The organism is Rhizobium sp. AN6A (assembly GCF_900215635.1).
In the GTDB taxonomy this organism is placed as follows: domain Bacteria; phylum Pseudomonadota; class Alphaproteobacteria; order Rhizobiales; family Rhizobiaceae; genus Agrobacterium; species Agrobacterium tumefaciens.
This window is the reverse complement of sequence record NZ_OCNC01000003.1, coordinates 1,862,335-1,885,424: the sequence shown is the minus strand read 5'-3', so window position 1 is coordinate 1,885,424 and position 23,090 is coordinate 1,862,335. Positions and strand designations below refer to the sequence as shown.

23 protein-coding genes and 1 pseudogene are annotated in these 23,090 nt (G+C 59.0%); 13 read left to right on the top strand and 11 right to left on the bottom strand.

Annotation, left to right across the window (positions count from 1 at the left end; translation table 11 throughout):
- Genes CRO62_RS12515 through CRO62_RS12495 form a run of 5 tightly spaced genes read left to right on the top strand, consistent with a single transcriptional unit; the run spans window position 1 to window position 5,373 of the window.
- Window positions 1-861 (top strand): IclR family transcriptional regulator, encoded by an 861-nt coding sequence (locus CRO62_RS12515; RefSeq protein WP_097100361.1) that lies wholly within the window; start codon window positions 1-3, stop codon window positions 859-861.
- A complete protein-coding gene (locus CRO62_RS12510) occupies window positions 858-2,027 on the top strand; it encodes an acetyl-CoA acetyltransferase (RefSeq protein ID WP_097100360.1) in 1,170 nt (389 codons plus the stop codon). The genes CRO62_RS12515 and CRO62_RS12510 overlap by 4 nt, the downstream gene beginning before the upstream one ends.
- Window positions 2,024-3,664 (top strand): acyl-CoA synthetase, encoded by a 1,641-nt coding sequence (locus CRO62_RS12505; protein ID WP_097100359.1) that lies wholly within the window; start codon window positions 2,024-2,026, stop codon window positions 3,662-3,664. Before CRO62_RS12510 ends, CRO62_RS12505 begins: the two co-directional genes overlap by 4 nt.
- Before the next feature lie 39 nt (window positions 3,665-3,703).
- Window positions 3,704-4,483: an SDR family NAD(P)-dependent oxidoreductase gene (locus tag CRO62_RS12500; RefSeq protein ID WP_097100358.1), complete on the top strand. Its 780-nt coding sequence runs from the start codon at window positions 3,704-3,706 to the stop codon at window positions 4,481-4,483.
- Window positions 4,480-5,373: a DUF296 domain-containing protein gene (locus CRO62_RS12495; protein WP_097100357.1), complete on the top strand. Its 894-nt coding sequence runs from the start codon at window positions 4,480-4,482 to the stop codon at window positions 5,371-5,373. Before CRO62_RS12500 ends, CRO62_RS12495 begins: the two co-directional genes overlap by 4 nt.
- 38 nt (window positions 5,374-5,411) lie before the next feature.
- Here the strand turns inward: CRO62_RS12495 and CRO62_RS12490 are convergent, their stop codons facing one another.
- Window positions 5,412-5,819, bottom strand: a complete 408-nt coding sequence (locus tag CRO62_RS12490; RefSeq protein ID WP_179784506.1) for a PPC domain-containing DNA-binding protein — start codon at window positions 5,817-5,819, stop codon at window positions 5,412-5,414.
- On the bottom strand, window positions 5,806-6,372 hold the full coding sequence (locus CRO62_RS12485) for a hypothetical protein (protein WP_025596087.1): 567 nt from the start codon (window positions 6,370-6,372) through the stop codon (window positions 5,806-5,808). Before CRO62_RS12485 ends, CRO62_RS12490 begins: the two co-directional genes overlap by 14 nt.
- 160 nt (window positions 6,373-6,532) lie before the next feature.
- On the opposite strand from CRO62_RS12485, the gene CRO62_RS12480 reads away from it, so the two are divergent.
- Complete coding sequence (locus tag CRO62_RS12480; protein ID WP_097100355.1) at window positions 6,533-7,051, top strand: Lrp/AsnC family transcriptional regulator; 519 nt, start codon at window positions 6,533-6,535, stop codon at window positions 7,049-7,051.
- Between the two features lie 156 nt (window positions 7,052-7,207).
- Here CRO62_RS12480 and CRO62_RS12475 read toward each other — a convergent pair whose 3' ends face one another.
- The 3 genes from CRO62_RS12475 to CRO62_RS27650 form a co-directional block, all read right to left on the bottom strand.
- Window positions 7,208-7,507 (bottom strand): DUF982 domain-containing protein, encoded by a 300-nt coding sequence (locus CRO62_RS12475; protein ID WP_097100354.1) that lies wholly within the window; start codon window positions 7,505-7,507, stop codon window positions 7,208-7,210.
- 73 nt (window positions 7,508-7,580) lie between these two features.
- On the bottom strand, window positions 7,581-8,057 hold the full coding sequence (locus tag CRO62_RS12470; protein ID WP_097100491.1) for an Hsp20 family protein: 477 nt from the start codon (window positions 8,055-8,057) through the stop codon (window positions 7,581-7,583).
- 315 nt (window positions 8,058-8,372) lie between these two features.
- Complete coding sequence (locus tag CRO62_RS27650) at window positions 8,373-8,504, bottom strand: hypothetical protein (RefSeq protein WP_323455491.1); 132 nt, start codon at window positions 8,502-8,504, stop codon at window positions 8,373-8,375.
- Between the two features lie 192 nt (window positions 8,505-8,696).
- Here CRO62_RS27650 and CRO62_RS12465 point away from each other — a divergent pair, with 192 nt between their 5' ends.
- From CRO62_RS12465 to CRO62_RS12455, 3 genes are read left to right on the top strand one after another with little or no spacing between them, the layout of a single operon-like run.
- A complete protein-coding gene (locus tag CRO62_RS12465) occupies window positions 8,697-9,950 on the top strand; it encodes a glycosyltransferase family 4 protein (RefSeq protein WP_097100353.1) in 1,254 nt (417 codons plus the stop codon).
- Window positions 9,947-11,230: a glycosyltransferase family 4 protein gene (locus CRO62_RS12460; RefSeq protein ID WP_097100352.1), complete on the top strand. Its 1,284-nt coding sequence runs from the start codon at window positions 9,947-9,949 to the stop codon at window positions 11,228-11,230. Before CRO62_RS12465 ends, CRO62_RS12460 begins: the two co-directional genes overlap by 4 nt.
- Complete coding sequence (locus CRO62_RS12455) at window positions 11,227-12,402, top strand: glycosyltransferase (protein WP_097100351.1); 1,176 nt, start codon at window positions 11,227-11,229, stop codon at window positions 12,400-12,402. Before CRO62_RS12460 ends, CRO62_RS12455 begins: the two co-directional genes overlap by 4 nt.
- On the opposite strand, the gene CRO62_RS12450 is transcribed toward CRO62_RS12455, so the two are convergent.
- From CRO62_RS12450 to CRO62_RS12425, 6 genes are all read right to left on the bottom strand, one after another.
- The gene (locus CRO62_RS12450; protein WP_003517601.1) at window positions 12,366-12,974 is read right to left on the bottom strand and encodes an acetyltransferase; all 609 of its coding nucleotides are present in this window, start codon (window positions 12,972-12,974) and stop codon (window positions 12,366-12,368) included. The two genes, CRO62_RS12455 and CRO62_RS12450, sit on opposite strands and share 37 nt — an antisense overlap.
- 3 nt (window positions 12,975-12,977) lie before the next feature.
- Entirely contained in the window at window positions 12,978-14,255 is a 1,278-nt protein-coding gene (locus CRO62_RS12445) for a hypothetical protein (protein WP_179784505.1), read from the bottom strand.
- On the bottom strand, window positions 14,252-14,818 hold the full coding sequence (locus tag CRO62_RS12440; RefSeq protein WP_323455490.1) for a YdcF family protein: 567 nt from the start codon (window positions 14,816-14,818) through the stop codon (window positions 14,252-14,254). The genes CRO62_RS12445 and CRO62_RS12440 overlap by 4 nt, the downstream gene beginning before the upstream one ends.
- A 142-nt stretch (window positions 14,819-14,960) precedes the next feature.
- Complete coding sequence (locus CRO62_RS12435; RefSeq protein WP_097100349.1) at window positions 14,961-16,106, bottom strand: MraY family glycosyltransferase; 1,146 nt, start codon at window positions 16,104-16,106, stop codon at window positions 14,961-14,963.
- A 254-nt stretch (window positions 16,107-16,360) separates the two neighbouring features.
- Entirely contained in the window at window positions 16,361-17,620 is a 1,260-nt protein-coding gene (locus CRO62_RS12430; RefSeq protein WP_323455489.1) for a DUF4038 domain-containing protein, read from the bottom strand.
- Window positions 17,621-17,683: 63 nt separating this feature from the next.
- A complete protein-coding gene (locus CRO62_RS12425; RefSeq protein ID WP_097100348.1) occupies window positions 17,684-18,883 on the bottom strand; it encodes a glycosyltransferase family 4 protein in 1,200 nt (399 codons plus the stop codon).
- A gap of 270 nt (window positions 18,884-19,153) precedes the next feature.
- Between CRO62_RS12425 and CRO62_RS12420 the strand changes: the two genes are divergently transcribed.
- The 4 genes and pseudogenes from CRO62_RS12420 (at window position 19,154) to CRO62_RS12410 (ending at window position 23,077) form a co-directional block, all read left to right on the top strand.
- Window positions 19,154-20,386, top strand: coding sequence for a polysaccharide pyruvyl transferase family protein (locus tag CRO62_RS12420; protein ID WP_097100347.1), 1,233 nt, complete (start codon window positions 19,154-19,156; stop codon window positions 20,384-20,386).
- Window positions 20,387-20,608: 222 nt separating this feature from the next.
- Window positions 20,609-21,064: pseudogene (locus tag CRO62_RS27645) on the top strand (oligosaccharide flippase family protein); the annotation flags it as partial.
- A gap of 28 nt (window positions 21,065-21,092) precedes the next feature.
- A complete protein-coding gene (locus tag CRO62_RS12415; RefSeq protein ID WP_323455488.1) occupies window positions 21,093-22,121 on the top strand; it encodes an oligosaccharide flippase family protein in 1,029 nt (342 codons plus the stop codon).
- The gene (locus tag CRO62_RS12410) at window positions 22,118-23,077 is read left to right on the top strand and encodes a glycosyltransferase family 2 protein (RefSeq protein ID WP_097100346.1); all 960 of its coding nucleotides are present in this window, start codon (window positions 22,118-22,120) and stop codon (window positions 23,075-23,077) included. Before CRO62_RS12415 ends, CRO62_RS12410 begins: the two co-directional genes overlap by 4 nt.
- The last annotated feature ends 13 nt before the right edge of the window (window positions 23,078-23,090 follow it).

The window sequence follows — 23,090 nt, the reverse complement described above, 5'->3', positions numbered from 1 at the left end:
ATGGCAACAACAACGATCCCGGTTGAAAAAGATCTGACGGGCGCGCGCGCGGTGGACCGGGCTCTGGCGCTGCTCTCCATGGTCGGGAGGCACGCGGAACGCGGCGTGGCGCTTTCGGTCATCGTGACAGAAAGCGGACTGAACAAACCCACGGCCCGCCGCCTGCTGCTGGCTCTGATCCGTGCCGGCCTTGTGGAGCAGGATGAGGAAACGCGGCGTTATTACCTCGGCGAAGAAACCTATGTGCTGGGCAGCCTGTCATCGCGCCGGTTTGGCCTTCTTCAGATGGCGCAGGACGGCCTGACGCGCATTTCCCGCCGCTCGGAGGATTCGAGCTTCCTTTCCGTGCGCCGTGATACATTTTCCCTGTGCCTTTACCGCGAAGAAGGCACCTGGCCGGTGCGCACCCATGCGCTTCAGGCCGGTTTCGAACACCCCTTGGGTATTGGCGCGGGTTCGCTCGCCATGCTGGCGGCGCTGCCGGACGCCGAGGTGGAAAGTATCATTGCGGCCAATAGCGGGCTGATTGCCGCTAATTATCCCGGCATCACGCTTGAGGGCCTGCGCCGTGATGTCGAGTTGACGAGAGCCAATGGCTATTCGCTAAACCCCGGCCTGATCCTTTCTAATTCCTGGGGTATTGGCGTTGCCATCCGCGCGCCTGATGGCGCGGTAGCGGGAGCGTTGAGCATTGCCGCTGTGGACAGCCGCATGCGGCCGGAGCGCCAGCCCGAACTGGCAGCGCTGCTGCGCGAGGAAGTAACCCGCATCGAGACACGCATCGCAGAAATGATGGCCAGCCGCGCCCGCACGCGCGGCGAAGGCGACACGAAACGGCAAACGAGGAAAACGAGCAAATGAGCAAAGCGCAGATCGTCGGCTGGGCGCATTCGCCTTTCGGCAAGTCGGCCCTTGAAAATACCGAGCAACTGATGGCTTCGGTCGTGGCACCGGCCATAGACCATGCGGGCGTCGATGTCGGCGATATCGACGGCATTTTCGTCGGCGTAATGAACAATGGCTTCTCGAAACAGGATTTTCAGGGTGCCCTGGTAGCGATGGGCGATGAGCGCCTCGCCTATACGCCGGCGGTGCGTTTCGAAAATGCCTGCTCAACAGGATCGGCCGCCCTCTATAGCGCCATGGATTTCATCGAGGCCGGGCGCGGCCGCGTCGCGCTGGTTGTCGGCGCCGAAAAAATGACGGCGCTGCCCACCGCAGAGGTGGGCGAAATCCTGCTCTCCGCCTGTTACCGTGCGGAGGAGGCCAATATTCCCGGCGGGTTTGCCGGCCAGTTCGGCCGCATCGCACAGGCATATTTTCAACGTTATGGCGACCGCTCGGAAGAGCTGGCGATGATTGCCGCAAAGAACCACGCCAATGGCGCGGTCAATCCCTATGCCCATATGCGCAAGGATTTCGGCTTCGATTTCTGCAATACGGTTTCGGACAAGAACCCCTACGTCGCGGGCCCGCTGCGCCGCACCGACTGCTCGCTGATTTCCGATGGCGCTGCCGCGATCATTTTGGCCGACGAGGAAACGGCAGCCACACTCAACCGCGCCATCGGTTTCCGAGGCCGCAAGCATGTCAACGACATCATGGCATTGAGTCGTCGCGATCCGTTGGCCTTCGAAGGCGCGCGCCGCGCCTGGGCCGGCTCGCTGGAACTTGCCGGCGCAACGCTCGACGACCTCTCTTTCGTTGAAACGCACGACTGCTTCACCATTGCCGAACTTATCGAATATGAGGCCATGGGGCTTGCGAAGCCCGGTGAAGGATATCGCGTTGTCCAGGATGGAACGGCGCTGAAGACCGGACGCCTGCCAATCAACCCATCGGGTGGATTGAAATCGAAAGGTCATCCCGTCGGAGCGACCGGCGTTTCCATGCATGTCATGGCGGCGATGCAATTGATGGGCGAGGCAGGCGACATGCAAATTCCCAATGCCTCGCTGGCTGGCGTGTTCAACATGGGTGGCACGGCGGTTGCCAATTACGTCTCGATCATGGAGCGTGTGAAATGACGACGCAAAGTGCCGTGCAGAATCCCGCGGGCGGGGTTGCGCCCTCCACCACGCGGGTGATGAACCTCTCGCATTTCCTGACGCAGGCGGCACGCCGCAACCCGGACCATATCGGTTTCGTCTGGGGTGAAAAGACTTGGAGCTGGGCTCAAATGGAAGCCCGCGTCGACGCCATGGCCCATGCGCTGGAGACTGAATTCGGCGTCAGAAAGGGGGACCGCATTCTGGTGCAGTCCTCCAACAACAACCAGATGTTCGAATCCATGTTCGCATGCTTCCGCGTGGGTGCTGTGTGGGTGCCGACCAACTACCGTCAATCGCCCGATGAAGTTGCCTATCTGGCGAAGGCAAGCGGCGCACGCGGCATGATTTGCGCCAGTGCTTTTCCCGATCATGCAAAAGCCAGCCATGAGGCAAGCACTATCGATTTCAGCATCGCCATCGGTACGGCTGAGTTCGGTGAGGATTACGATGCCATCGTGGCCCGTCATATGGGGCACAAAGTCAAAAGCCAGGCAGTGGATCGGGATGACCCGTGTTGGTTCTTCTTCACCTCGGGCACCACCGGCCGGCCCAAGGCTGCAGTGCTTACCCATGGCCAGATGGCGTTCGTCATCACCAACCATCTCTGCGATCTGATGCCCGGCACCGGACCGGACGACGCCTCCATCGTCGTTGCCCCGCTTTCACACGGTGCGGGCATTCACCAGCTGGTGCAGGTGGCGCATGGCGCGAAAACCGTGCTGCCGGCGGCGGAAAAGCTCGATGTGCCCGCCGTATGGGCGCTGATCGAAAAATGGCGTATCACCAACGCCTTCACTGTACCGACCATCCTTAAAATGCTCGTCGAAGACCCCTCTGTGGATCGTTTCGATCACTCCTCCTTGCGCTATGTCATCTATGCCGGCGCGCCGATGTATCGCGCGGACCAGAAGCGCGCGCTTGCAAAGCTCGGCTCGGTGCTGGTGCAATATTTCGGCCTGGGTGAAGTCACCGGGAATATCACCGTGCTGCCGCCTTCTTTTCATAACGCCGAGGACGGTCCGGAAACGCGCATCGGCACCTGCGGCTTCGACCGCACCGGCATGGAAGTGCAGATCCAGAACGATGCTGGCGAGGAGGTTGGCGCAGGCGAAACCGGCGAAATTTGTGTAATCGGTCCCGCCGTTTTCGCCGGCTACTACGATAATCCCGAGGCCAATGCCAAAGCCTTCCGCAATGGCTGGTTCCGCACTGGCGACCTTGGTCACCGCGATGAGAACGGCTTCCTCTACATCACCGGGCGCGCCTCCGACATGTATATTTCCGGCGGCTCGAACATCTACCCGCGCGAAATCGAGGAAAAAATCCTCATGCATCCTGACATCAGCGAGACTGCGGTTCTGGGTGTGCCGGACGCGGTGTGGGGCGAGGTCGGTGTGGCCGTTTGCGTGGCCCGCGAGGGCGCGGATATCGCCGCCATCGATCTGAAGGCCTATCTGGAAGGCAAGATGGCTCGCTACAAGCTGCCGAAATCAGTGGTGTTCTGGGATGCCATGCCGAAATCCGCCTATGGCAAGATCACCAAGAAAATGATCCGCGAGGAACTGGAAAAACGCGGTCAGATGCCGGTTTTCGAAGAAAAGCGGACAGGCTGACAGGCTGACAGGCGAGACATTCAACCGGGAGGAGACGGTATGACACAAGAGACGACAGGGACAAAAGGGGCTGTCGCGATCACCGGCGGTGCATCCGGCATCGGCTTTTCCACTGCGCAGCTCCTGATGGCGCGCGGCTGGCAGCCATGGTTGCTGGATCTCAAGCGCGAGGCGCTGGATATAGCCTGCGAAAAGCTCGGTATCGATCTGTCGCGCGGCATCGTCTGCAACGTTGCGGACGAGGCATCGATAGAGGTGGCTTTCGCCGCCCTGACCGCGGGAGATTCCGATCATGCGGTTGATCTGGTGGCCGTCGTCAACAGCGCCGGCATCGGTATCGACAAGCTGTCCGTCGACACAAGCGTCGAAGAATTTCGCCGTATCGTTGATGTCAATCTCGTCGGCAGCTTCGCGGTAGCGCGCACTGCCGCGCGTTACTGGCTGGAGCGCGATCTTGCCGGCTCGATCGTGAATATCAGCTCTGTTTCCGGCATGTGTGGAAATCGTGGTCGCAGCGCCTATGGCGCTTCGAAAGGCGGCGTCAATCTTTTGACGATGGTGATGGCAAACGAACTGGGGCAATCAGGCATTCGTGTCAATGCAATTGCTCCCGGTCCGGTCGATACCCCCCTCACCCAGGCGGTTCATACCGAAAATGTTCGCGACCAATGGCATAGCCGTGTTCCCATGCATCGCTATGGCAGGACGGACGAGATCGCCTCTGCCGTGGCTTTCCTCGTGTCAGACGACGCAAGCTACATCAACGGACAGGTACTCGCCGTGGATGGGGGCTTCATTACCGCGGGGCTTGCGGTATGACGGAGACAGGCACGCAAGAGCTTCCCCGCCACATCGTCCATCCCGGACCGATAACGCCTGAACGCTTTCGCGCCGTCGGCTGCCACGCCTATCCTGTTACTCTGACGGTCCGGCCCGGCGTAAGCGCCAACCAAGCGATTGCCGATGCCTTTGCGGAGTTGGGGTTCGAAGGCGGTTACGTCAGACTGAAGAACGTACCGATGAAACGGCTGCATTATGTCATGCCGGCGGCCGCACCGGATGACGCACATGCCGCATGGTATAGCGAAACCTTTTCCATGCCGGGTGGCACAATCATCGATGCCGGCCTGCATATGGGCCGACGCGATAACGCGCCGTTTCTGCATTGCCATGGTTCATGGAAGAGTGCCGACGGCGTTGTCTCCATGGGGCATCTGCTGCCTTTCGAGACCGAATTTGCTGTAGAAACACCGCTTGAAGCTCTGGCGCTGGATGGAGCGATCCTCGATGTGCAAAAGGATGAGGAAACCAATTTCCCGCTTTTCACACCCATCGCGCAGCAGCGCCGCCAGAAGGGTTCGGGTCTTCGGGCACTTTTATGCACAGTGCGCCCCAATACCGATATATGCACGGCACTCGAAGAGGCCTCTGCCGAGTTTGGAATGCGAGAAGCCGAAGTCAATGGAATTGGCAGCCTGGTCGGTGCGGATTATGAAGACGGAACAAGCCTCAACGCCTACGCGAGCGAAATCCTCATAAATAAGGGCCGTATCGGCACGGCCGCGTCGGGAGACCGACAAGCAATGCTCGATATCGCGATGGTGGACCTCACCACACATATCAGCGGCGGGCGGCTGGTACGCGGCAAAAACCCGGTCTGCGTTACTTTCGAGCTACTTCTGACCGAAAGACAGGGGCGCGCCGCATGAGTTGCGCTGAGCAACTCACCGGCCCGCCTTACTACAACTCACGCCGCCTGCGGCTTTTCCGCAGGCAACCACTCTTCCAGCGTCACTTCAAAAGTCATGCAAACCGGGTTAGCTCCGGCGATGAAGGGACCGCCATAAACCGAACCTTCGGTATCGGCGACGACACCGGTCAGCGAGGCGCGCAGCGAGCCGTCGGGCTGGGCACGCACTTCGCCGGCGATGGAGACGATTTCCACGGCGGGACCGCGTATCTGCAAGAACGCGCCGTTGCGGGTGCCGAGGCAGGCATCAACAAGACTACCAAGTGCACCGCGCACAAAGGCATGTCGAAAACCTTCGGCAAGGCACAGTTTTTCGACACCGAGAACGAGGTCTTCATTGGGTGCGATGCGGGCATAGGCCACACGCCCCATGGATCCGGTTTCTACAGTGTTATGCGTGTTCATCGGCGCGCTCCGTACGGTTCCTGGGTTGAAGAAGGGGAATGTTGGTTTCGGGGTCGAAGGACTGCTGCAGCACGAAACTATCGAGTGACGTCACCAGGGCGGAAACGCCGCTCTCGCCAACAATACAGGATTCAGTCAGCAGATGGCCGCCCTTGACCACACCTGCCGCGGTGCGCATGGCGGCATGGCAATGGACGATCGGCTCGCCCTTCATGCTGCGCCCGAGCGTAGCGTTGCCGAAGACAAGCCAGGCCGCACCGGCGTCGATGGGTTTCGTATAGGCAATGACCGCCTTGCCGGAAGGGTCGGGCGGGGCGACGCAATAGGACAATATGTCGAAATAGCCGCCAAGAATGGTGAGCGAGGCATTCTCGATGCCGTTTTCAAAAAGCGGCTGCACGATTCCATCATAAAGACTGCGGCCCGCCGCAATGAACAGCCGCACGTGGCGCGCGGATGGCGAGTGCAGGCTATTGATGCGCACCGGCGAGGAAATGCCGGGATGGATCAACGTTCTCGGCCTTGGAAAATGATGCTGTTCTACGGGTGCCACGCCTGCTCCTCCCTGCTGCCTGTACCTTGCAGTACGGTACTTAAAAATCAGCGGAAGGTGCTTTCGAATGCCACCGCCAAACCGCCCGTCGGAAAACATTTCTTTCGCAGGCTGCCGCAGTGACGGCAGATCTTTTGCAACATATTGTGGGGAGACCGGGATGACGAAACCGCTGGACAGAATTGACCGCAAGATATTGCGCACCCTGCTGGAGAACGGCAGGTTGAGCAATGCGGAGCTTTCGGAAAAGGTGGGGCTGTCGCCCAGTCCCTGCTGGCAGCGGGTCAAGCGACTGGAAGACGAAGGCGTCATTCGCGGCTACACCGCCATTCTCGATCAGGCCAAGCTCGGACTGACCGAAACTGTTATCATCGAGGTGATGCTGGACCGCCACGACGACGAGGTTCTGGAACGCTTCGGAGAAGCGATGGCCGCTCTTCCGGAGGTGCTGGAAGCCTATCTGACAACAGGTGAATATGATTACCTCATCAAGGTGGCCGTGGCGGGAACCGCAGGCTACGAGCAGTTTCTGCGCCGGAAGCTCTACAAGATCGAGGGTGTACGCCACTCCCGATCCTGTTTCGCACTTAAATGTCTCAAACACACATTATCAGTCGTACCCGATCCCGAACCTCCATCAATGGAAGCGACCGGCACCGGCCGCGCCCCGGCAAGATAGCGGCAGCGGATTGCGAATGGCGTGCCTGAGCGTAGCGCCTCTACGCACGCCTTCAACAAGCCCTCCGATGCCAGCCGCCCTCCGCTGCGTTGTAAAGGACGCAGAGCCCCCGCACAGCGTGCAACTTGCCGCTACACATTCATCATCCGTCCTATCTCAATTCACATGCGGATCTCTGTCGCGCGAAAGACGAGACGCGGCGATGGCACCATCTTCCGGTGCAAGCAGATCGTGTCTTTCGGCAAAGGCCACGAACAAACTGCGGGCGGTCTCCGCTTCAATCTCGCCGCGCAACGCGGCAGCACATGCCTTAAGCGCAATGGAATGTGCGCTATCTCGGTTTGTTGCGGGCCACTCGGAAAGATGTCGGTAGGCCTCCAGCACGTTTCGAACCTCCGCTGGAAAGCCGAGACCGACAAGAATGAAAACAGGCTGTCTGAACATATCGGGTTTCATTGCTTTCTCCTTCCCATCCCGGATATTGGTGGGCGCCATCGCGACGGCGCCCCTGTTCATCCAACAATGTAAATCAAGCCGCCTTCTGTGCTTCTATCTGCCCCGGGGCAACTGTCGGCACCAGAACCGCATCGGTCTGGATGTCGATTTTCCTGGGCTTCAGGGCCTCCGGGATTTCGCGGACGAGATCGATCGAAAGGAGACCGTTTTTCAGTTCGGCGCCGCTCACGCTGACATGATCGGCGAGTTCGAACCGATGCTCGAACGGACGGGCCGCAATGCCGCGGTGCAGGTAGCCCTCCGCGGGTGTCTCCTGTCTCTTGCCTGTCACGGTCAGGAGATTGGACTGGAAAGTGATGTCGATCTCGTCCCGTGTAAAGCCAGCCACCGCAATAGAAATCTGATAGCTGTCTTCACCCGTCCTGATAATATCATAGGGCGGCCAGTCACTGATCGAGCGGGTGCGCTGGGCGTTTTCGAGAAGATTGAAAACCCGGTCGAATCCGATGCTCGATCGGTACAACGGTGCATAGTCGTAAGATGTTGCCATAACCATATCCTCCTTGAAGCAACATGGGTACCAAAGCGCCAAAAGCGGCGCTTCCAGCACGGCCAGTCCTGTCATCAGCGACTGGCGGCTGACGATTTGGTTTTTCGTGTTTTCAAAATCAAGAGGCGAAGCGAACGAATTTTGCTTTCGCACCCGCATTAAATATGGCTCGGGTACCGCGCGATCAAACGCCTCCAGCCACGCCGATATTCGGCCCGGGAAGGAGGATTTCTGCCGGAGCCTGGGCACAACCTGGAACCGCCATTGAGGCGCCGCTCTCCTGGACATCGGCGGGGAGCTCGGTCGGACTCGGTGTTACATCCATATCTTGAGACAGGACTTCGGTTCGAGGCCACACAGCGTCGCGTGCGGCTGCGCCTCGGGACGGCGCGCAGTCAGCTCGCGATCCACATCGGCCCGTCCCTGCCATTGATTGGCCCGGGGCATCATGGATTCCATAACCCATAAGGGCGTCATCTGCGTTTCAGCTACCAAAAGGATAGTACGGCGCCAACTTCGGAGTATTGGCCACTCCGTATCGTGAGCCCACTAGTCCTTACGACCAGCTTGTCGCCTGTTTTCACGTCGCCAAGAATGCTTCTTCAGACCGGACGTTTGGCGGGAGAAAAAAGCGTGAGGATGATCTTCCTGAACAGATACGGTTTCCCCGACCAGTCGGCAACAAGCCGGATGATATCGTCGCTGGCCATCTCAATGGCGCAGCGCGGAATGACTGTGACTGTTGTTGCAAGTCGCGAAATACACAATCATCCCTGCAGCGTGTTGCCCGCAACCGAAACGGTTCGGGGTGTACAGATCCGACGGCTCGCAAGCGGCCGCTTCGGCCGCCACAGCCTCATGCGCCGGAGCATTGATTATCTTCTTTTTCAGGTGCTGGCATTCGCCTGGCTTCTGCGCAACGTTCGGGCGACGGACACGGTCGTTGTCTGCACCGATCCTCCGCTCCTCTCCGTCATGAGCAGCATCGCGATCCGCCTCAAGGGCGCACTCATGGTGAACTGGATCATGGATCTTTTTCCGGAGACCGCAATCGAGCTTGGATTTTTCAGGAAACGTGCACGGTGGCTTGCGCCATGGCTGACGCAGGCGCGCAACTGGTCTCTGCGATCCCCCGGCATGGTTGTCTGCCCTACCGACAAGATGGCGGAATTCCTCTTCACACAAGGGCTTGCAAAGGATCGCGTCAGCGTCCTGCATCACTGGTCGGATGGGGAGGAAATCTATCCTGTCTTGCCCCAGGATAACAGCCTGCGGAAGGCGTGGGGACTGCAGGATGTGTTTGTCGTCGGCTATTCAGGAAACTTCGGGCGGGCGCATGAGTTCGGCACTATGCTGGCAGCGGCGAAACGTCTCGAGCACCGGCAGGATATCCGGTTCCTTCTCATTGGCGGCGGACACCAGCACGCGGCTGTGAAGACTGTCGTGCAGGATCTCGGTCTTCAAAACGTCATCTTCAAGCCGCTGCAGCCCGTTGAGAAACTTGCTGAAAGCCTGAGCGTTGCTGATGTGCATCTGGTCTCGCTGCTGCCGGAACTGGAACACTGCATCATTCCAAGCAAATTCTATGGCATCCTGGCGGCCGGGAGGCCGACGATCTTCGTTGGCGACCCTGATGGAGAGGTGCCGCGCGTTCTCAGAGCCAAGGGATGCGGCAGCAACGTTGAAATCGGAGAGATCGATAAGCTCTCCAGCACCATCGAAAAGCTCTGCGATGCCCCGGATACCACGACAGCAATGGGGGATGCGGCACGGCGGCTGCTTTGTGCCGACTATTCCCGAGAAAAGGCGGCAGATGCCTGGGCGGTGCTGATCGCCGGGCTGCAGACTGTCGAGCCTTCCAGGCCCCCTATCGCTCAAGGTATCTCGTCATGAAAGACAAAGTCGTCGTCAGCCAGCTCGGCGCCCGCATGCATTATGCCGTACCGAGAATATTTGCATCCGCTGGCCGCCTTGCGCATTTTTACACCGATATATGCGCCACGAAAGGTTGGCCCCGGATCGTCAATTCGTTTCCGGCAAACCTTTATCCCGCACCTGTCAAACGGCTGGCCGGTCGGCTGCCAAAAGGCGTGCCGACAGCGCTGACGACGGTGTTTTCCAGCTTTGGCCTCCGTTCCGTGCTGCGCCACATGCGAACGAAAGACGTTGTGGAGGAAACCTCTCACGCGATCTGGGCCGGGTCGATTTTCTCCGAAATGGTGGCCCGGCGCGGCTTCCATGGCGCAGCTGGTCTCTACGCCTTCAGCGGCGACGCCCTCGAACAGATGCGGGCGGCAAAACAGCAGGGCCTTTGGACCGCAGTCGAGCAGATGATCGCGCCACGCGATGTCGTCGAAACGCTTCTGGACCAGGAGATGATGCGGTTTCCCGCATGGGCCGGCCCGGTGCGGGATAATCCGCATGCGCGTCTGTTTGCCGATAGGGAGAAAGCGGAGTGGCGCCTTGCAGATGTCATCGTCTGCCCGTCGGAATTTGTCCGCAAGCACGTCGTCGCATGCGGTGGCCCGGAAGACCGGTGTGTCGTCGTTCCCTATGGGGTCAATTCCACGGCTGCCATCGACAGACCGGCACGCATGCCGGGGCCAATCAGGGTCCTGACCGTGGGCGAAGTCGGGCTGCGCAAGGGATCGCCCTATGTCGTGGAAGCTGCCAGATTGATGGACGGCGCCGCCCGCTTCCGGATGGCAGGTCGCGTTCGCGTACCCGATGATGTCAAGCAGCAGATTTCGCAATGGGTCGAGCTGAGAGGGATCGTTCCGCGCTCGCAGATCGTCGAGGAGTTTCGGTGGGCGGATGTCTTCCTGCTGCCGTCGCTCTGCGAAGGCTCCGCGACCGCCGTCTATGAAGCTCTGGCAGCGGGCCTGCCGGTTATAACCACCGAAAACACCGGCAGCGTCGTTCGCGATGGCATCGAAGGTTTCATCGTTCCCGTCTGCGATCCGGAAGCTATCGCGATCGCGGTGCGTGCGCTTGCCAACAATCCCGAGTTGAGGCGGATCATGTCTGCCAATGCACTCCTGCGCGCAGCCGAACATACCGTGGAGTCTTACGGCGAGCGGCTTCTTGCCGCCCTGTCGGGGCCGCATCTGTCCGGGTCCGCGGGTCTTTGCCTCGCGGACGACGCGCGATACCTGGGGAACAAAGAGATATGAAGATCATCCACGTCATCGCTTCGATCGATCCCAAGCATGGCGGCTTGCAGGCCGTTGCCATGCGCCTTGCCGCTGCACAGGCCGGCCTCGGCCTCGATGTGAATATCGTCAGCTACGGCGACGCCGCGATCGAAGCACAGGTCAAGGAAATCGGTCGCAGCATACCGCATTTCGAGAGTATCCACTGGCATCTCCTGCCGCCGGCCGGGAGGCTGGAAACATTGTTTTGCTTCAGGGGCCGGCGCATGCTGAAAGCCTTGCTGAAAGATGCCTCCTTCATGCATATTCACGGCGTATGGGAGCCTTTCCTGCTCTATGCTTCCAAGCTCGCCCGTGGCGCTGGCGTACCCTACTGCATCTGCCCGGCCGGCATGCTGGACCATTGGAGTCTCGGCCAGAGATCGTGGAAAAAGAAGATCGCCCTGATGCTGTGCTACCGGAAGATGCTGAACGAGGCTGCGTTCCTGCACCTGTTGAACGTCGATGAAATGGCAGCTGTCGAGCCGCTGAATTTCCAGGCACGAAATCTGATCATACCGAACGGTGTTTTTGCCGAGGAATTCGATCCCCTGCCGGCCCGGGGACATTTCAAGCAGAAAATCGCCCTGGCGCACGGCAGGCGTTACATTCTGTTCCTGTCACGCCTGCACATCAAAAAAGGTGTCGACATTCTCGCCTCGGCCTTTGCGGCTATCTCTGACACCTATGTCGACGTTGATCTCGTCGTCGCAGGTCCACCCGGTGGAGCAGAGGGCCACTTTATGCACCTGGTCAAAAAACTGAACATCCGGCACCGCGTCTTTATGGTCGGGGCCATTTACGGCGAAGCAAAGCTCGAAGCCATGGTCGATGCCGACTGTTTCTGCCTGCCAAGCCGACAGGAGGGTTTCAGCATGGCGATCACCGAAGCGCTCGCCTGCGGCACGCCTGTGGTGATCACCGACCAGTGTCACTTTCCCGAAGTCGGATCTGCAGATGCCGGGGTTATCGTCGCGGTTGACGCGGCCGAGGTTGCCAAGGGCCTGGCAAGCGTGCTCAGCAACCCCGCCAAAGCGAGAACGATGGGTGAAAACGGTCGCCGACTTGTGCTGGAGAAATTCACCTGGCCGGCCATCGCCCATGCCACCCTGGAGGGTTATCGGCTGAGCGCGTTGGAGGCCGCGGCTTCCTGACGACGCGAGCCGACTGGCCTTGCCGGATTGCCGACATAGATCGTCCAGGGCTCCAATGACTTCGCGGTGACGGCTCGCGCGCCGAGCACAGCCCCCTTGCCGACGACGACACCGGGACCGACGAAGGCTTCCGCCGCCACCCAGGCGTCCTCCTCGATCACCACCGGCCGCGTCACGAGGGGAAACGCGCTATCCTGAACGTCATGCGACCCGGTGCACAGATGGGCACGTTGCGAGACAGAGGCATATTGGCCGATGGTGATCATGTCGACGTTGTAGCAGATCACCCCAGGTCCGAGAGATGAATGACGCTCCATGACGAGGTGCCCCGGCCACCACACGATCGCCTTGGAATGCACCATTGCCGTGGCATGCAGGCGCGCGCCGAAACTGCGCAGGAGAAAATTGCGCCAGCGGCGCATCGGCGGCGGCGTCCAGGAGGCAAGAAACCGCCAGACGATCATCCAGACCAGTCGTTTCAGCCGCAAATGCAGTGCAAAGGTCGGACCTCCGAAGCGCGGCAGGGGCGTCGTTGCATGCTGGAAGGCAGGGTCGTCGTATCGTGAGCGCATGGCCTATCCTCCGGCTTGAGACGTCAAGGATGGTATCGCGTACCGACGCTGCTGCACGCGCGCGGGTATGACGGCAAATGCCAGCGCCGGCGCTGCAAACATCAGCATATGCACCCAGACCATGAGAACCCAGTCTGTCTGATGCGAGATGGCGTGCATGGACGGTATGATCGACAACAGATAGGTGAATTGCGCAGCGAACTCGCCCGTGTTTGCGGTCACCCAGATCCGGCGCACCAGATAGGCGAGCAGGAAAAATTTGAACGCTCCCAGATACCAGAAGGACCCGAACGCATCCGCCATTCCGGTCTCGGTCGTGCCGAGGACAGGATTGTAGTCGCGCGATTGAACCGGCACCGGCAACATGAAGGATTGCTTGACCTCCACGCCCACGAGTTGCGCGGGCACGAAGTTGAACACCAGCCTGTTCCAGTGGAACTTGCCGTAGTCGAATTGCAAGGTGTTTGCGGTGTTGTCGATCCGCATGATCGCGTTGCGCATCTCGTCGCCGCCGTCCCGGAACACTTTCTCAAGATTGCCGATGACATCTATCCTCTTGATGTCATCCCACACGGGAGCGTCGTTGGCCTTGGTGATGGCGCGGTAGTCGCCCATGCTGTTCATCGACAGTGTGCCGAGGAAAAGCGCAATGATCACGAAGATGCGCGGGATCGCCCATCCCTTGTAAAACCACCATGCCAGCGCGAACATCATGATGAGTTCCACCGCTTCGGCGCGCTTTCCCGTTATCACGATGCGATCCAGGTAAAAGACGAGATCGAACGCAAGGACGGCCAGCGCCAGCCAGGAGAATCGCCGTGCAAGGCAAAGCACGGCAATGGCCAGCCCATAGCTCAACAGCCGTGAGAAGAAGATGTACATGACCGGAACACCGGTCATCTGTACCGCAATGGTCAACTCTCCCGGCAGACGGCTAAGCTTGAAATAGAAATAGGCACCGGCAAGCGACAGAACGGCCGCGACGATCAGCAGACGTGTTTCATCGAAATCGATACGGAAGAATGCAAAGGGTTTTGCCGTTCTTTTCCATCCCCACCAGCACATGAAAAGGCAAAGCATCATGAAAAGCGCGGCTCTGGCAAACGCGCCTTCCGGCAGGAACCGTTCAGACGCCAGTCCGGGAACCTGCGGCAAGATGAAACTGAACGTGATGACGCCCGTCAGAAACGGGAACTCGTAAATTCGCTCCCGACGCATCATTCCCCAACAGATGAGCAGGATAACACCACCGAAGAGGCAAAAAACCAGAAGCGTGTTCATGATGAAGCAAGCCCCGCCTGAACCGGCGGCATATCCCGCACGAAACTGCTTCTGATGTCGTAGAACAGCGCCTTGGCGTACTCCTTGAACACCTGCACCCCATCGCCGTCGATGGCAAGCCGCCACAGCGACACGGTTCGTTGCGCAGGAAGGGAAATCCACTGGACTTGAGGCATCACAAACCGGAAGCGCTTTACTGCGCGCCGTGAATGAAACCAGCTTGTGACCAGAATGGCGCTTTTTGCCCCCATTCCAGTCAGTATAGGCTGTGCGAATGTCGCGTTTTCCCAGGTGCTGAGCGAAAGACATTCCGTTGAGACGGCTCCGGAATCCACCCCCAACCGCACCAGCATGTCGCGGATGAAGTCGCAATCCCCATAACCAGTCACCAGAACGAGCGGCGCCCTTCCCTCTTGCCATAGTTTTGCGGCCTGGGCAGCTCGAGGAGGACCGTCACCGCCCAGAACAACGATGACGTCGGCTTGCGCAGGCGGGTCCTCCACGACAAGGAGCGACCCCGCTGAAACGAGGGCAAGTCCGTAGAGCCCGATTGCACTCAGCATCATCAAGCCCAGTAAAATCGCGTTCCGTTTCAATGGCGGAGCATTTCTGATGTTCCGGGAAATGCGCGAACGCGAAAGCCGTCCTTTCGAAACCGGTGTCGAGGGAATTCGCGGTCCGGGCCACGGCGCTTTCATGATGCGATTACTCTTCATTCGCCGATTGAATGGCTCTTGGCTCCGGTGCGGCGCTGGCGGCGACCGGTAGACGCACCACCTCGCGGTAGAGATCGAAATTACCCCTGTTAAGCCATGTTTTCGAGAGGTAGCCCGTCGCGGTAAGGACGAACGCGGTGTGAAGGGCAATCGGCACGAGAAGGCCGGCGGCCATCATTTCCGCCGGAACACCTGCTTTTATCCCGGCAAAACCGATGCCGCCGCAAATGAAGGAAATGACGACCAGCGTGTTCGTTGCCGCCGCCGGCGTGAAACCATAGTCCAGCAGTAGATGATGAAAGTGCCAGCGATCGGCCGACATTGGACTGCGACCGTGCATGATACGACGGACAATCAGGCTGAGCGTATCGGTGATCGGCAGGATCACGATCCAGAGCAATGCCGGAAAGGATACGGCACTGCTTGTGGTCGCCAACAGGACGATCACATAGGCAATCGTAGCACCCAGTGCGGTACTGCCCGCATCGCCGAGGAATATGCTCGCCCTTGCACGCCATGGACCGCGCATGTTGAAGACCAAAAAAGCGCAGAGGCACACGCAGAGTGCCTGAAGCGGCGCGATGATGTCGCCGACACCTGCGAAGATCGCCACGATCATCAGCCAGATCAACGCGACACCCGCAGTGCCACCTGCAAGCCCGTCGACGCCATCGAGCATGTTCCACGAATTCACCAGCCCGGTCACGAAGAGAACTCCGATGACGAAAAATAGCGGCAGGAACAGCTCGGAATGCTGCGTGAACAGCACGCCGATGGAGAGAGAGCCGATATCGGCGCCGCCTACGAGAGCGATCGCCATTGCCAGTTGCATGAGAAGGCGTCCTGCTGCGGGTAGCGGCCGGCGATCATCGACAACGCCCATTAGTAGAATGACCGCCAGCCCGAGCCAGAAGTTCATGCCGAGAGCCTCGCTCCACCCACCGACGAATGCGGAAACAGCGAAAGCGGCAAAGATTGCGATGCCACCGCAAAGAGGAACGGCTCCCGTGTGGCGTTTGCGAATTGAATCGGGGCGATCCACAAGCTGAAACACAATGGTCAGGCGCCTGAGAACGACGATGAGGGATACGCACAGAATGAAAGTGGCAATGGTGTTGAAGAGTATCCCCGACATGTCTGATCCCCACACTGAAGCTTGGCGGCGCATTTGCAACGATACTCGCCTCCAGACGATCCTAAAAAACACCGGCCCTGAGGGGTATGCGGGCAAAAGGCGTGTGAAATCCACCAAAGGGAGAGGGTGTCGAAATTAACGTCTACCCTCCCTACCCCCGAACCGGATCGACTATCGAAAGAGCTAGGTTTGAGACCTTGACGGCGAGCGACCACAAATGAACGACTCGGCAGCGAGCGGCATCTTACAAGTGATCATTCCTGTGTGGAGAGAACGGCGATCCAGTCCTGAAAGCCGAAAGCATTCGCCGATGCCGGCACCGTCACGTTGCGAAGGCCGCTGCGGCCAAGACGCTCGATCGGTTCGATGTAAATTCCATTCGAGGGATCATACCAGCGAAGGGTTTTCTCGCCTGCCGCCAAACTGTCGAGATCGATCGCAACGGAAGGAGTGTCGAGATAGATCACGGCGAAAGACCCTTCCCTGTCGCGCGCCGCGAATGCGCCCGCATCGCTTTTCAGCAAGCTGCCCTGATCGGGTACGAGCTTCCACCATGCCAGTTGTCTGAAAAGCGAGGCCAGATGGGTGATGCTTTGAGCACCACGGCTGTTCAGCGAACCTTGCCAGCTGTCCTTCGCTTCATAAAGCCCGACGGCGGAAAAATGCCAGACCGGATTGTTGCCGAAGAGCTGACCGCTCGCTCCTGAAAGCAGCGCACCATAGGCAATAAGACGAACCTGACGCTCCTTCACATCGTTCTCGCCTTCATATGCGCCTTCGATGAGGAAAAAAGGGCGTCTTGGTCCAGATCGGTAACGATCCAGCACCGCCGCCGCGACATTGCTGTAAGTATAAACTGAATCGATATCGAGCCAGGAAGCGTCCCGCCAAAAATCGCTCGTCACGGTATCGGGATTGCCATGCACGGTCTGCAATGCCGAAGGATCAGTTTCAGCGATCCCCATTGCAACAGCCATGACCAGATTGCGATCGGGCGGATCGTAATCCCCGCCCTGCACCCAGATGATGTTGGGGTACTTCGCAAAACGCTGCCCGAGATAGCGTCCATAAGCCCGCAGCTTTTCTGGCCCGGCCGCGACCATTTCCTGATACCATCCTTCGGGGCCACCGCGTGCGCCGCTATAGGCCGGACAGAGAAGCACCAGCAGGTTGCGACTTGCGGCTGCCTTTATGACGGCTTCTGCCCTGTCGAAATAGGCCTCGTTCGGTTGCTCGAAGGCATCGCCTGCGAAAGGTTTCTCGTCGTAGAAGTTCGCTGGTGCCTTGCGGGAGAACTGATGCTCGATCAACGATACAAGCACGGTGTTGAAGCCCTGCCGCTTTCGGGTTTCCAGGTAAAATTCCGCATCGGGAATAGAGGTGTCGCCAATGAGCGACCACGCACTGTCGCCGACAATCAGGAACGGCAGACCCTTGCTGTCTTCAAGATAACGCCCGTCCTGCGACGTCTGCAGCGGAAAAACGGTATCCTGTGCGTTGCAGGTCGAAAACATGCATAGCCAAAAAAAAAGACGCCGCACAGATGTCCAAGTCGCCGCTGATCGCCGAACATCGCTTCAGAGCCGTTCACGAACGACGCGAAGCCAGTTTTTCAAGGGCAACGGCAGATAGGTTCGAAGGCCCGGCCTCAAACCGGCGGGAATAGACCAGTCCTCCATCCTGAGCACCGTTGACAGGCCAGGACGATCGTTCAGTGTCATGGTAATGACTTCGTTATAGCGTGCGGCCATCCGTTCGATGCTGAAGCGGTTCAGGACCATTTCCTTTCCCGCGATCGACATCCGCTCGAGAAGGTCGCGATCGGCATGCAAGCGCGCGATCGCATTGGCCGCTGCCGTATAATTGCCGATCGGGAACAGAAAGCCGTTTCGACCCGGCTCGACAATCGTGTCCGTCACGCCACGGATATGAGACACGACCGGGACGCAGCCGCCGGCCATTGCCTCGATCATCGTCATGCCAAGCCCCTCGAAGCGGGACGGCATGATGAGAACATCGTGACTGGCCATGATGACCGGTATGTCTGAAAGCTGAACGGATCCTGCGTAACTGACGCGATCACCATGGCCGTCTAGCCTTTTCCTGAGCTTGCCCATATCCGGCCCATCTCCGACGATCGTCAGGCGCACCGCCTCGGGCGAGGCATCCAGTATCTCCCGCAGCCACATCACGCCTTTCGATGCATCTTCAATGCGGCCGACGAAGAGAACCTTGAGTTCCGGCCCCCGGTTGACGCGCCGAACCGCCTGGCTCCGGAACGCATCGCTGTCCACCGCATTCGGGATTGCGTAGGTGCGATCCTTCGAAAAGCCGTTGCGCGCGACCAGATCGGCGCGGCACCGCTCCGATACGCCGATCGTAACATGGGCATAGTCCCGGATCGAGCGCGCGGCAGCGTATGTTCCAGGCGAGATATTATGAACGACGAGAATACGCAGGATACCTTCTGGCAGATAGCGCGCGATATTTGTCTGCAACTGATCGCCAAGAACATTGACGATCACACCGTCGAACCCGCCGTCTTCGATGGCGGCCGCCATTTGTGCTGCACATTCGCGGTCGCTGAGATTGACGGGCATCCGCAGCAATTGACCGAAAGCCTTCTCACCCTGGAGATCGAAAGGCAGCCCGTATGTTTCCTTGCACACGCCGAGCCATCGAACGTCTATCCCATAGGCGGCGAGACCTTTGCGAAGATGTTTGAAGACGGAATAGGTGCCGCCGATATGGGGAAGGACAAAATAGGCAAGCTTCATGGGACACTCTCGCTCTTGCATCCACAACCATGCCGCAACGGATCGACGGCGGATGGTTCGAGTGGCTGCTAAGGCGACATACTAAAAAGCCACGGGATGACAGTCAGTTGCATCTTAGGCTTAGCTGTATCTTCCTTTGAGCGGTTTGCCTCAGTCAGACTATTCGTTTGGCGTAAGACGCAACCCGAAGGTCGGTGTGGGGTCGAACTGCTCCAGCGGATATCAATGCCATATCGAGCGTGTCGGCGCCGGGCTGCGATTGGAAAATAAATGAGGATCACTCTCCTTGGACAATTTGGCTCTGGCAATTCGGGCAATGACGGATCGCTGGAAGCCATGCTCCTTTATCTGCGCAGGATGAGGCCCGATGCCGATCTGTTGTGTATCTGTGCAAGTCCGACAGTCGTAAGTGCGAAGTTCAATATTCGTGCGATGGGTGTTGGGGGGGCTCCCCTGACAAACGCGTGGATGAGGCAACTGGACAAGCTACTCGGCAAGGTGCCTTCACGGCTGATGCTATTGGTCAGTTCCCTCTTTAGTTTCGACAAGGCTGATCTGATGATCATACCGGGGACCGGCATCCTCGATGATTTTCAGGAAAAGTGGTTCGGCTGGCCCTTTGTCGTGTTTTGCTGGTGTCTCGTTGCACGCCTTCGCAACACACGGATCGCCTTCGTCAGCATCGGCGCCGGCCCGATGAAAAGCCGTCTCAGCCGCTGGTTCCTGCGCTCTGCCGCACAGATGGCCTCCTATCGATCCTACCGGGACGATTTCTCGCTCAACTACATGAAAATGATCGGTGTCGACGTGTCGCGAGACCACCGCTACCCCGATATCGCTTTTGATCTTCCTGCTCCTGTGCCCCACCGGCAGAGGTCCGCCGACGGCGTAATGAGAATAGGCGTCGGCGTCATGGACTATCGCGGCTGGCGTCACAACGACCCCGAGGCCGCCAGGATTTACAAGACCTACATCCACAAGCTCTCACGGCTCGTGAGCTGGTTGATCGGTGAAGGCCATCGCATCACCCTTCTGATGGGAGACATTACGGACAGGGTCGCCTGCGCGGATCTGATGTTTCTGCTGACGGACATGCTCTCCGAGGACGAGTTGGCGCAGATCGACATCAGCTCGGCCGCAACGCTGCGCGATATCATGCAGCAGATGGCAGTAATCGACCTTGCGGTGGTGTCGAGATATCATGGAGTTGTCTGCTCCCTGAAACTAGGAAATCCGACGATATCAATAGGTTATGCCAGAAAGTTCGATGATCTGATGAACGATTTCGACCAGGAAAAATTTGCCCGACACATCGACACGTTCGAAGTCGAGGAAGTTATCGAGCTGGTGAAGGAGATACTCGCTGGAGCCGGGGCGGTAAGACAGCGGATCGACCACGCCAATGATCGCTTCAAGCGCCAGCTTTCCGAGCAAGAGGCGCTACTCGGCCGGGAATTTCTCTCAACTGATGCCGTCGCAACGCCGCAGAGCGTTACGCCTTAGCAAAGGTGTCCCGCAGCCTAATGCTTTCGACGTAATACCGAGGCTCTTCACCACTCGACGGGAGTAGTCCGCACAATGTCGCACGCCCTTCAACGGACATTCTCCAAACGGCCTACACCTACGGATCCGGCTGCCATCCCAACGGTCAGATTTCCAAGATCCAAGTCCCCACTCTAGATTTGACGCTACCGTCGATTATCGGCGACGCTGTCGGAGCCCTCGATGCACAAAGTCCGCCGCGCCTTTTTCATGGCCATGCTGGAACAGCACCTCGGAATTGCGATCAATCTCGCTCTGATCGCGATCGTATCGAGACTATTGTCGCCGGCGGAAGTTGGCTTTGCCGTCATCGGCTACGGGGTGACATCGGTGATATTCGCCTTTCGCGAATTCGTTTCTTCCGATTTCCTCATTCAGCTCGATGTCGTTGAACGCGATGACATCAACACGTCGCTTACACTCTTGCTCCTCGTCAGCGGCATTCTCGGGATCGTTCTCTATCTATGCGGACCCTATCTGGCGATTTTCTACCACCAGCCCGGTCTCCAGCATTATCTTATCCTCGCAATTGCCGCCGTCATGGCCGAAAGCCTGGGCATGCCGGCATTTTCCATGCTGCGTCGCCGGCTGGCATTCGGCACCATCGCACGCGTCCGAACCATCGGCCTCGTGGCTATGGCTGCCGTGACGATCTTCGCTGCCAGCAATGGATGGGGCTTCGTCAGCTTCGCGCTCGGGCCTGCTCGTCGGCAACAGCGTTGCCAGCGCCCTTGCAGCCTATGCCGATCCGGCCCAGCGTACAGCACGCCTTTCGCTCAAGTCGTGGCGCCGCATGGCCGAATTCGGCCGTTACAGGGGCGCTGCAACCATCGTTGACAAATTATACGAGTCCCTGCCGCAACTGGTGCTCGGCTTTGCCATGACACCGACAGCGGTCGCGATCTACAATCGCGCCAATACCGTTTGCTCCATTCCCGATCGCATTTTCCTCTCGGCAATCTTTTCCTTCGCCTTCCCGGCGCTCGCCGCCGAAGTTCGCGAAGGTGGAGACGTCCGCAGGTCCTACCTGCGCGCCCTCAGTTACATCACCGTGCTGTATTGGCCGTCGCTGATCATGGTGGCCATTCTCGCCGATCCCATCGTGCGCCTTGCACTTGGAGACCAGTGGCTCGCCGCCGTTCCGATCACCCGGATTCTCGCGCTTGCGTCGATCTTCTGGTTTCCCATGGTTTTGACAACGCCGCTGCTGATCGCTCTCAACGCCAACCGCGAGGCTTTCCTGGGCAATTTCGTCTGCCGCAGCGTCTCGGCAATTGTGCTCTGCTCTGCCAGCTTCTTTGGCCTCACCGCGGTAGCGCTGAGCCAGTTCGTCACGCTGCCCTTCCAGATGCTCGTCGCCTTCTATCTCGTCAGACGCCATGCGCACTTCAAATTACCCGAACTGTTCGCAGCCATCGGGCCGAGTGCCGCCGTGACCCTTGCCGCGATTGTGGGGCCGCTCGCCATATCTGCCTGGATGGGATTCCGCTTCGATTACTCCCTCGCCCAGGCTGGCGGCGCCGTCCTCCTTTCGGTGACAGGCTGGGCCGTTTGCCTGTTTCTTCTGCGTCATCCACTCGTCAGCGAAATACGTTCGACGCTCGATGCTTTTGCCGGGCGTCTGCGCAGGGTCGGAAAACCTCCTGCATCGGCTTCCATTCCCGACACCGTCGTTCCCGCAGCGGTGGAACCATGAGCACCATCGATATCGTCATCCCCAACTACAATTACGGTCGCTTTCTGGAGGGATGCGTAGAAAGCGTCCTTGGCCAGAACATCCCGGACATGCGTATCCTCATCATAGACAACGCTTCCACAGACGACAGTGTCGCGATCGCCCGGTCTCTCGCGGCAGCAAATCCCCGTATCGAAACGAGCCTGCGCCCAAGGAACCTCGGCGGTCACGCGTCTTTCAACGAAGGCATCGATTGGGCTCGGGCGGACTATTTCGCCATCATCTGCGCCGACGATGTCCTGTCGCCTGGAGCACTCGCGCGCGCAATGGAGGCGCTCGACAATCACCCCGGCGCGAATATGGTGTTCGGCCGCACCGCCTTCTTCCGTGACGATGCCGATATACCATCAGGATTTCGCAGCGATGCCGATGGCATGCACCTTCATCGCGGCATGGACTTCATCGCCAGAATCTGCGCGACGGGACGCAGCCCGGTGCCGGGCCCACTCGCCGTTACCAGGACGCACATTCAACAACATGCCGGTCATTATCGGCCAGCACTGCGCCATACCGACGATGTCGAGATGTGGATGCGGCTCGCGGTACTGGGCGATATCGTCGAACTTGATACCGTGCAGAATTTCACCCGTATCCACGGTGCGAACCAATCCGCCATCCTTGATAACGTGCTTGCCTGGAATACCGAAATCGAAGCCGCGCTCGAAAGCTTCTTTGGCAATGAAGGGGCTTTGCTTGCCGATGCCCAAACACTGCTAAGGCGCGGTCGCGCGAGCCTGAGCGACCGCGCCTATTGGTGCGCGCTTTCCAATCTGGTCCGGCGCCGGCCCGGCGCGGGTGCCCTTCTCGCACAGGCTTTCCGCCTGAGACCCGCTTCAGCGTTTCTGCCACCGGTGAGTTATCTTGTGCGCCGACCTGATGCGTTGCATCGCATTCGCGCAGCTATCGCCCGCCGATAGTGATCGACCGGCC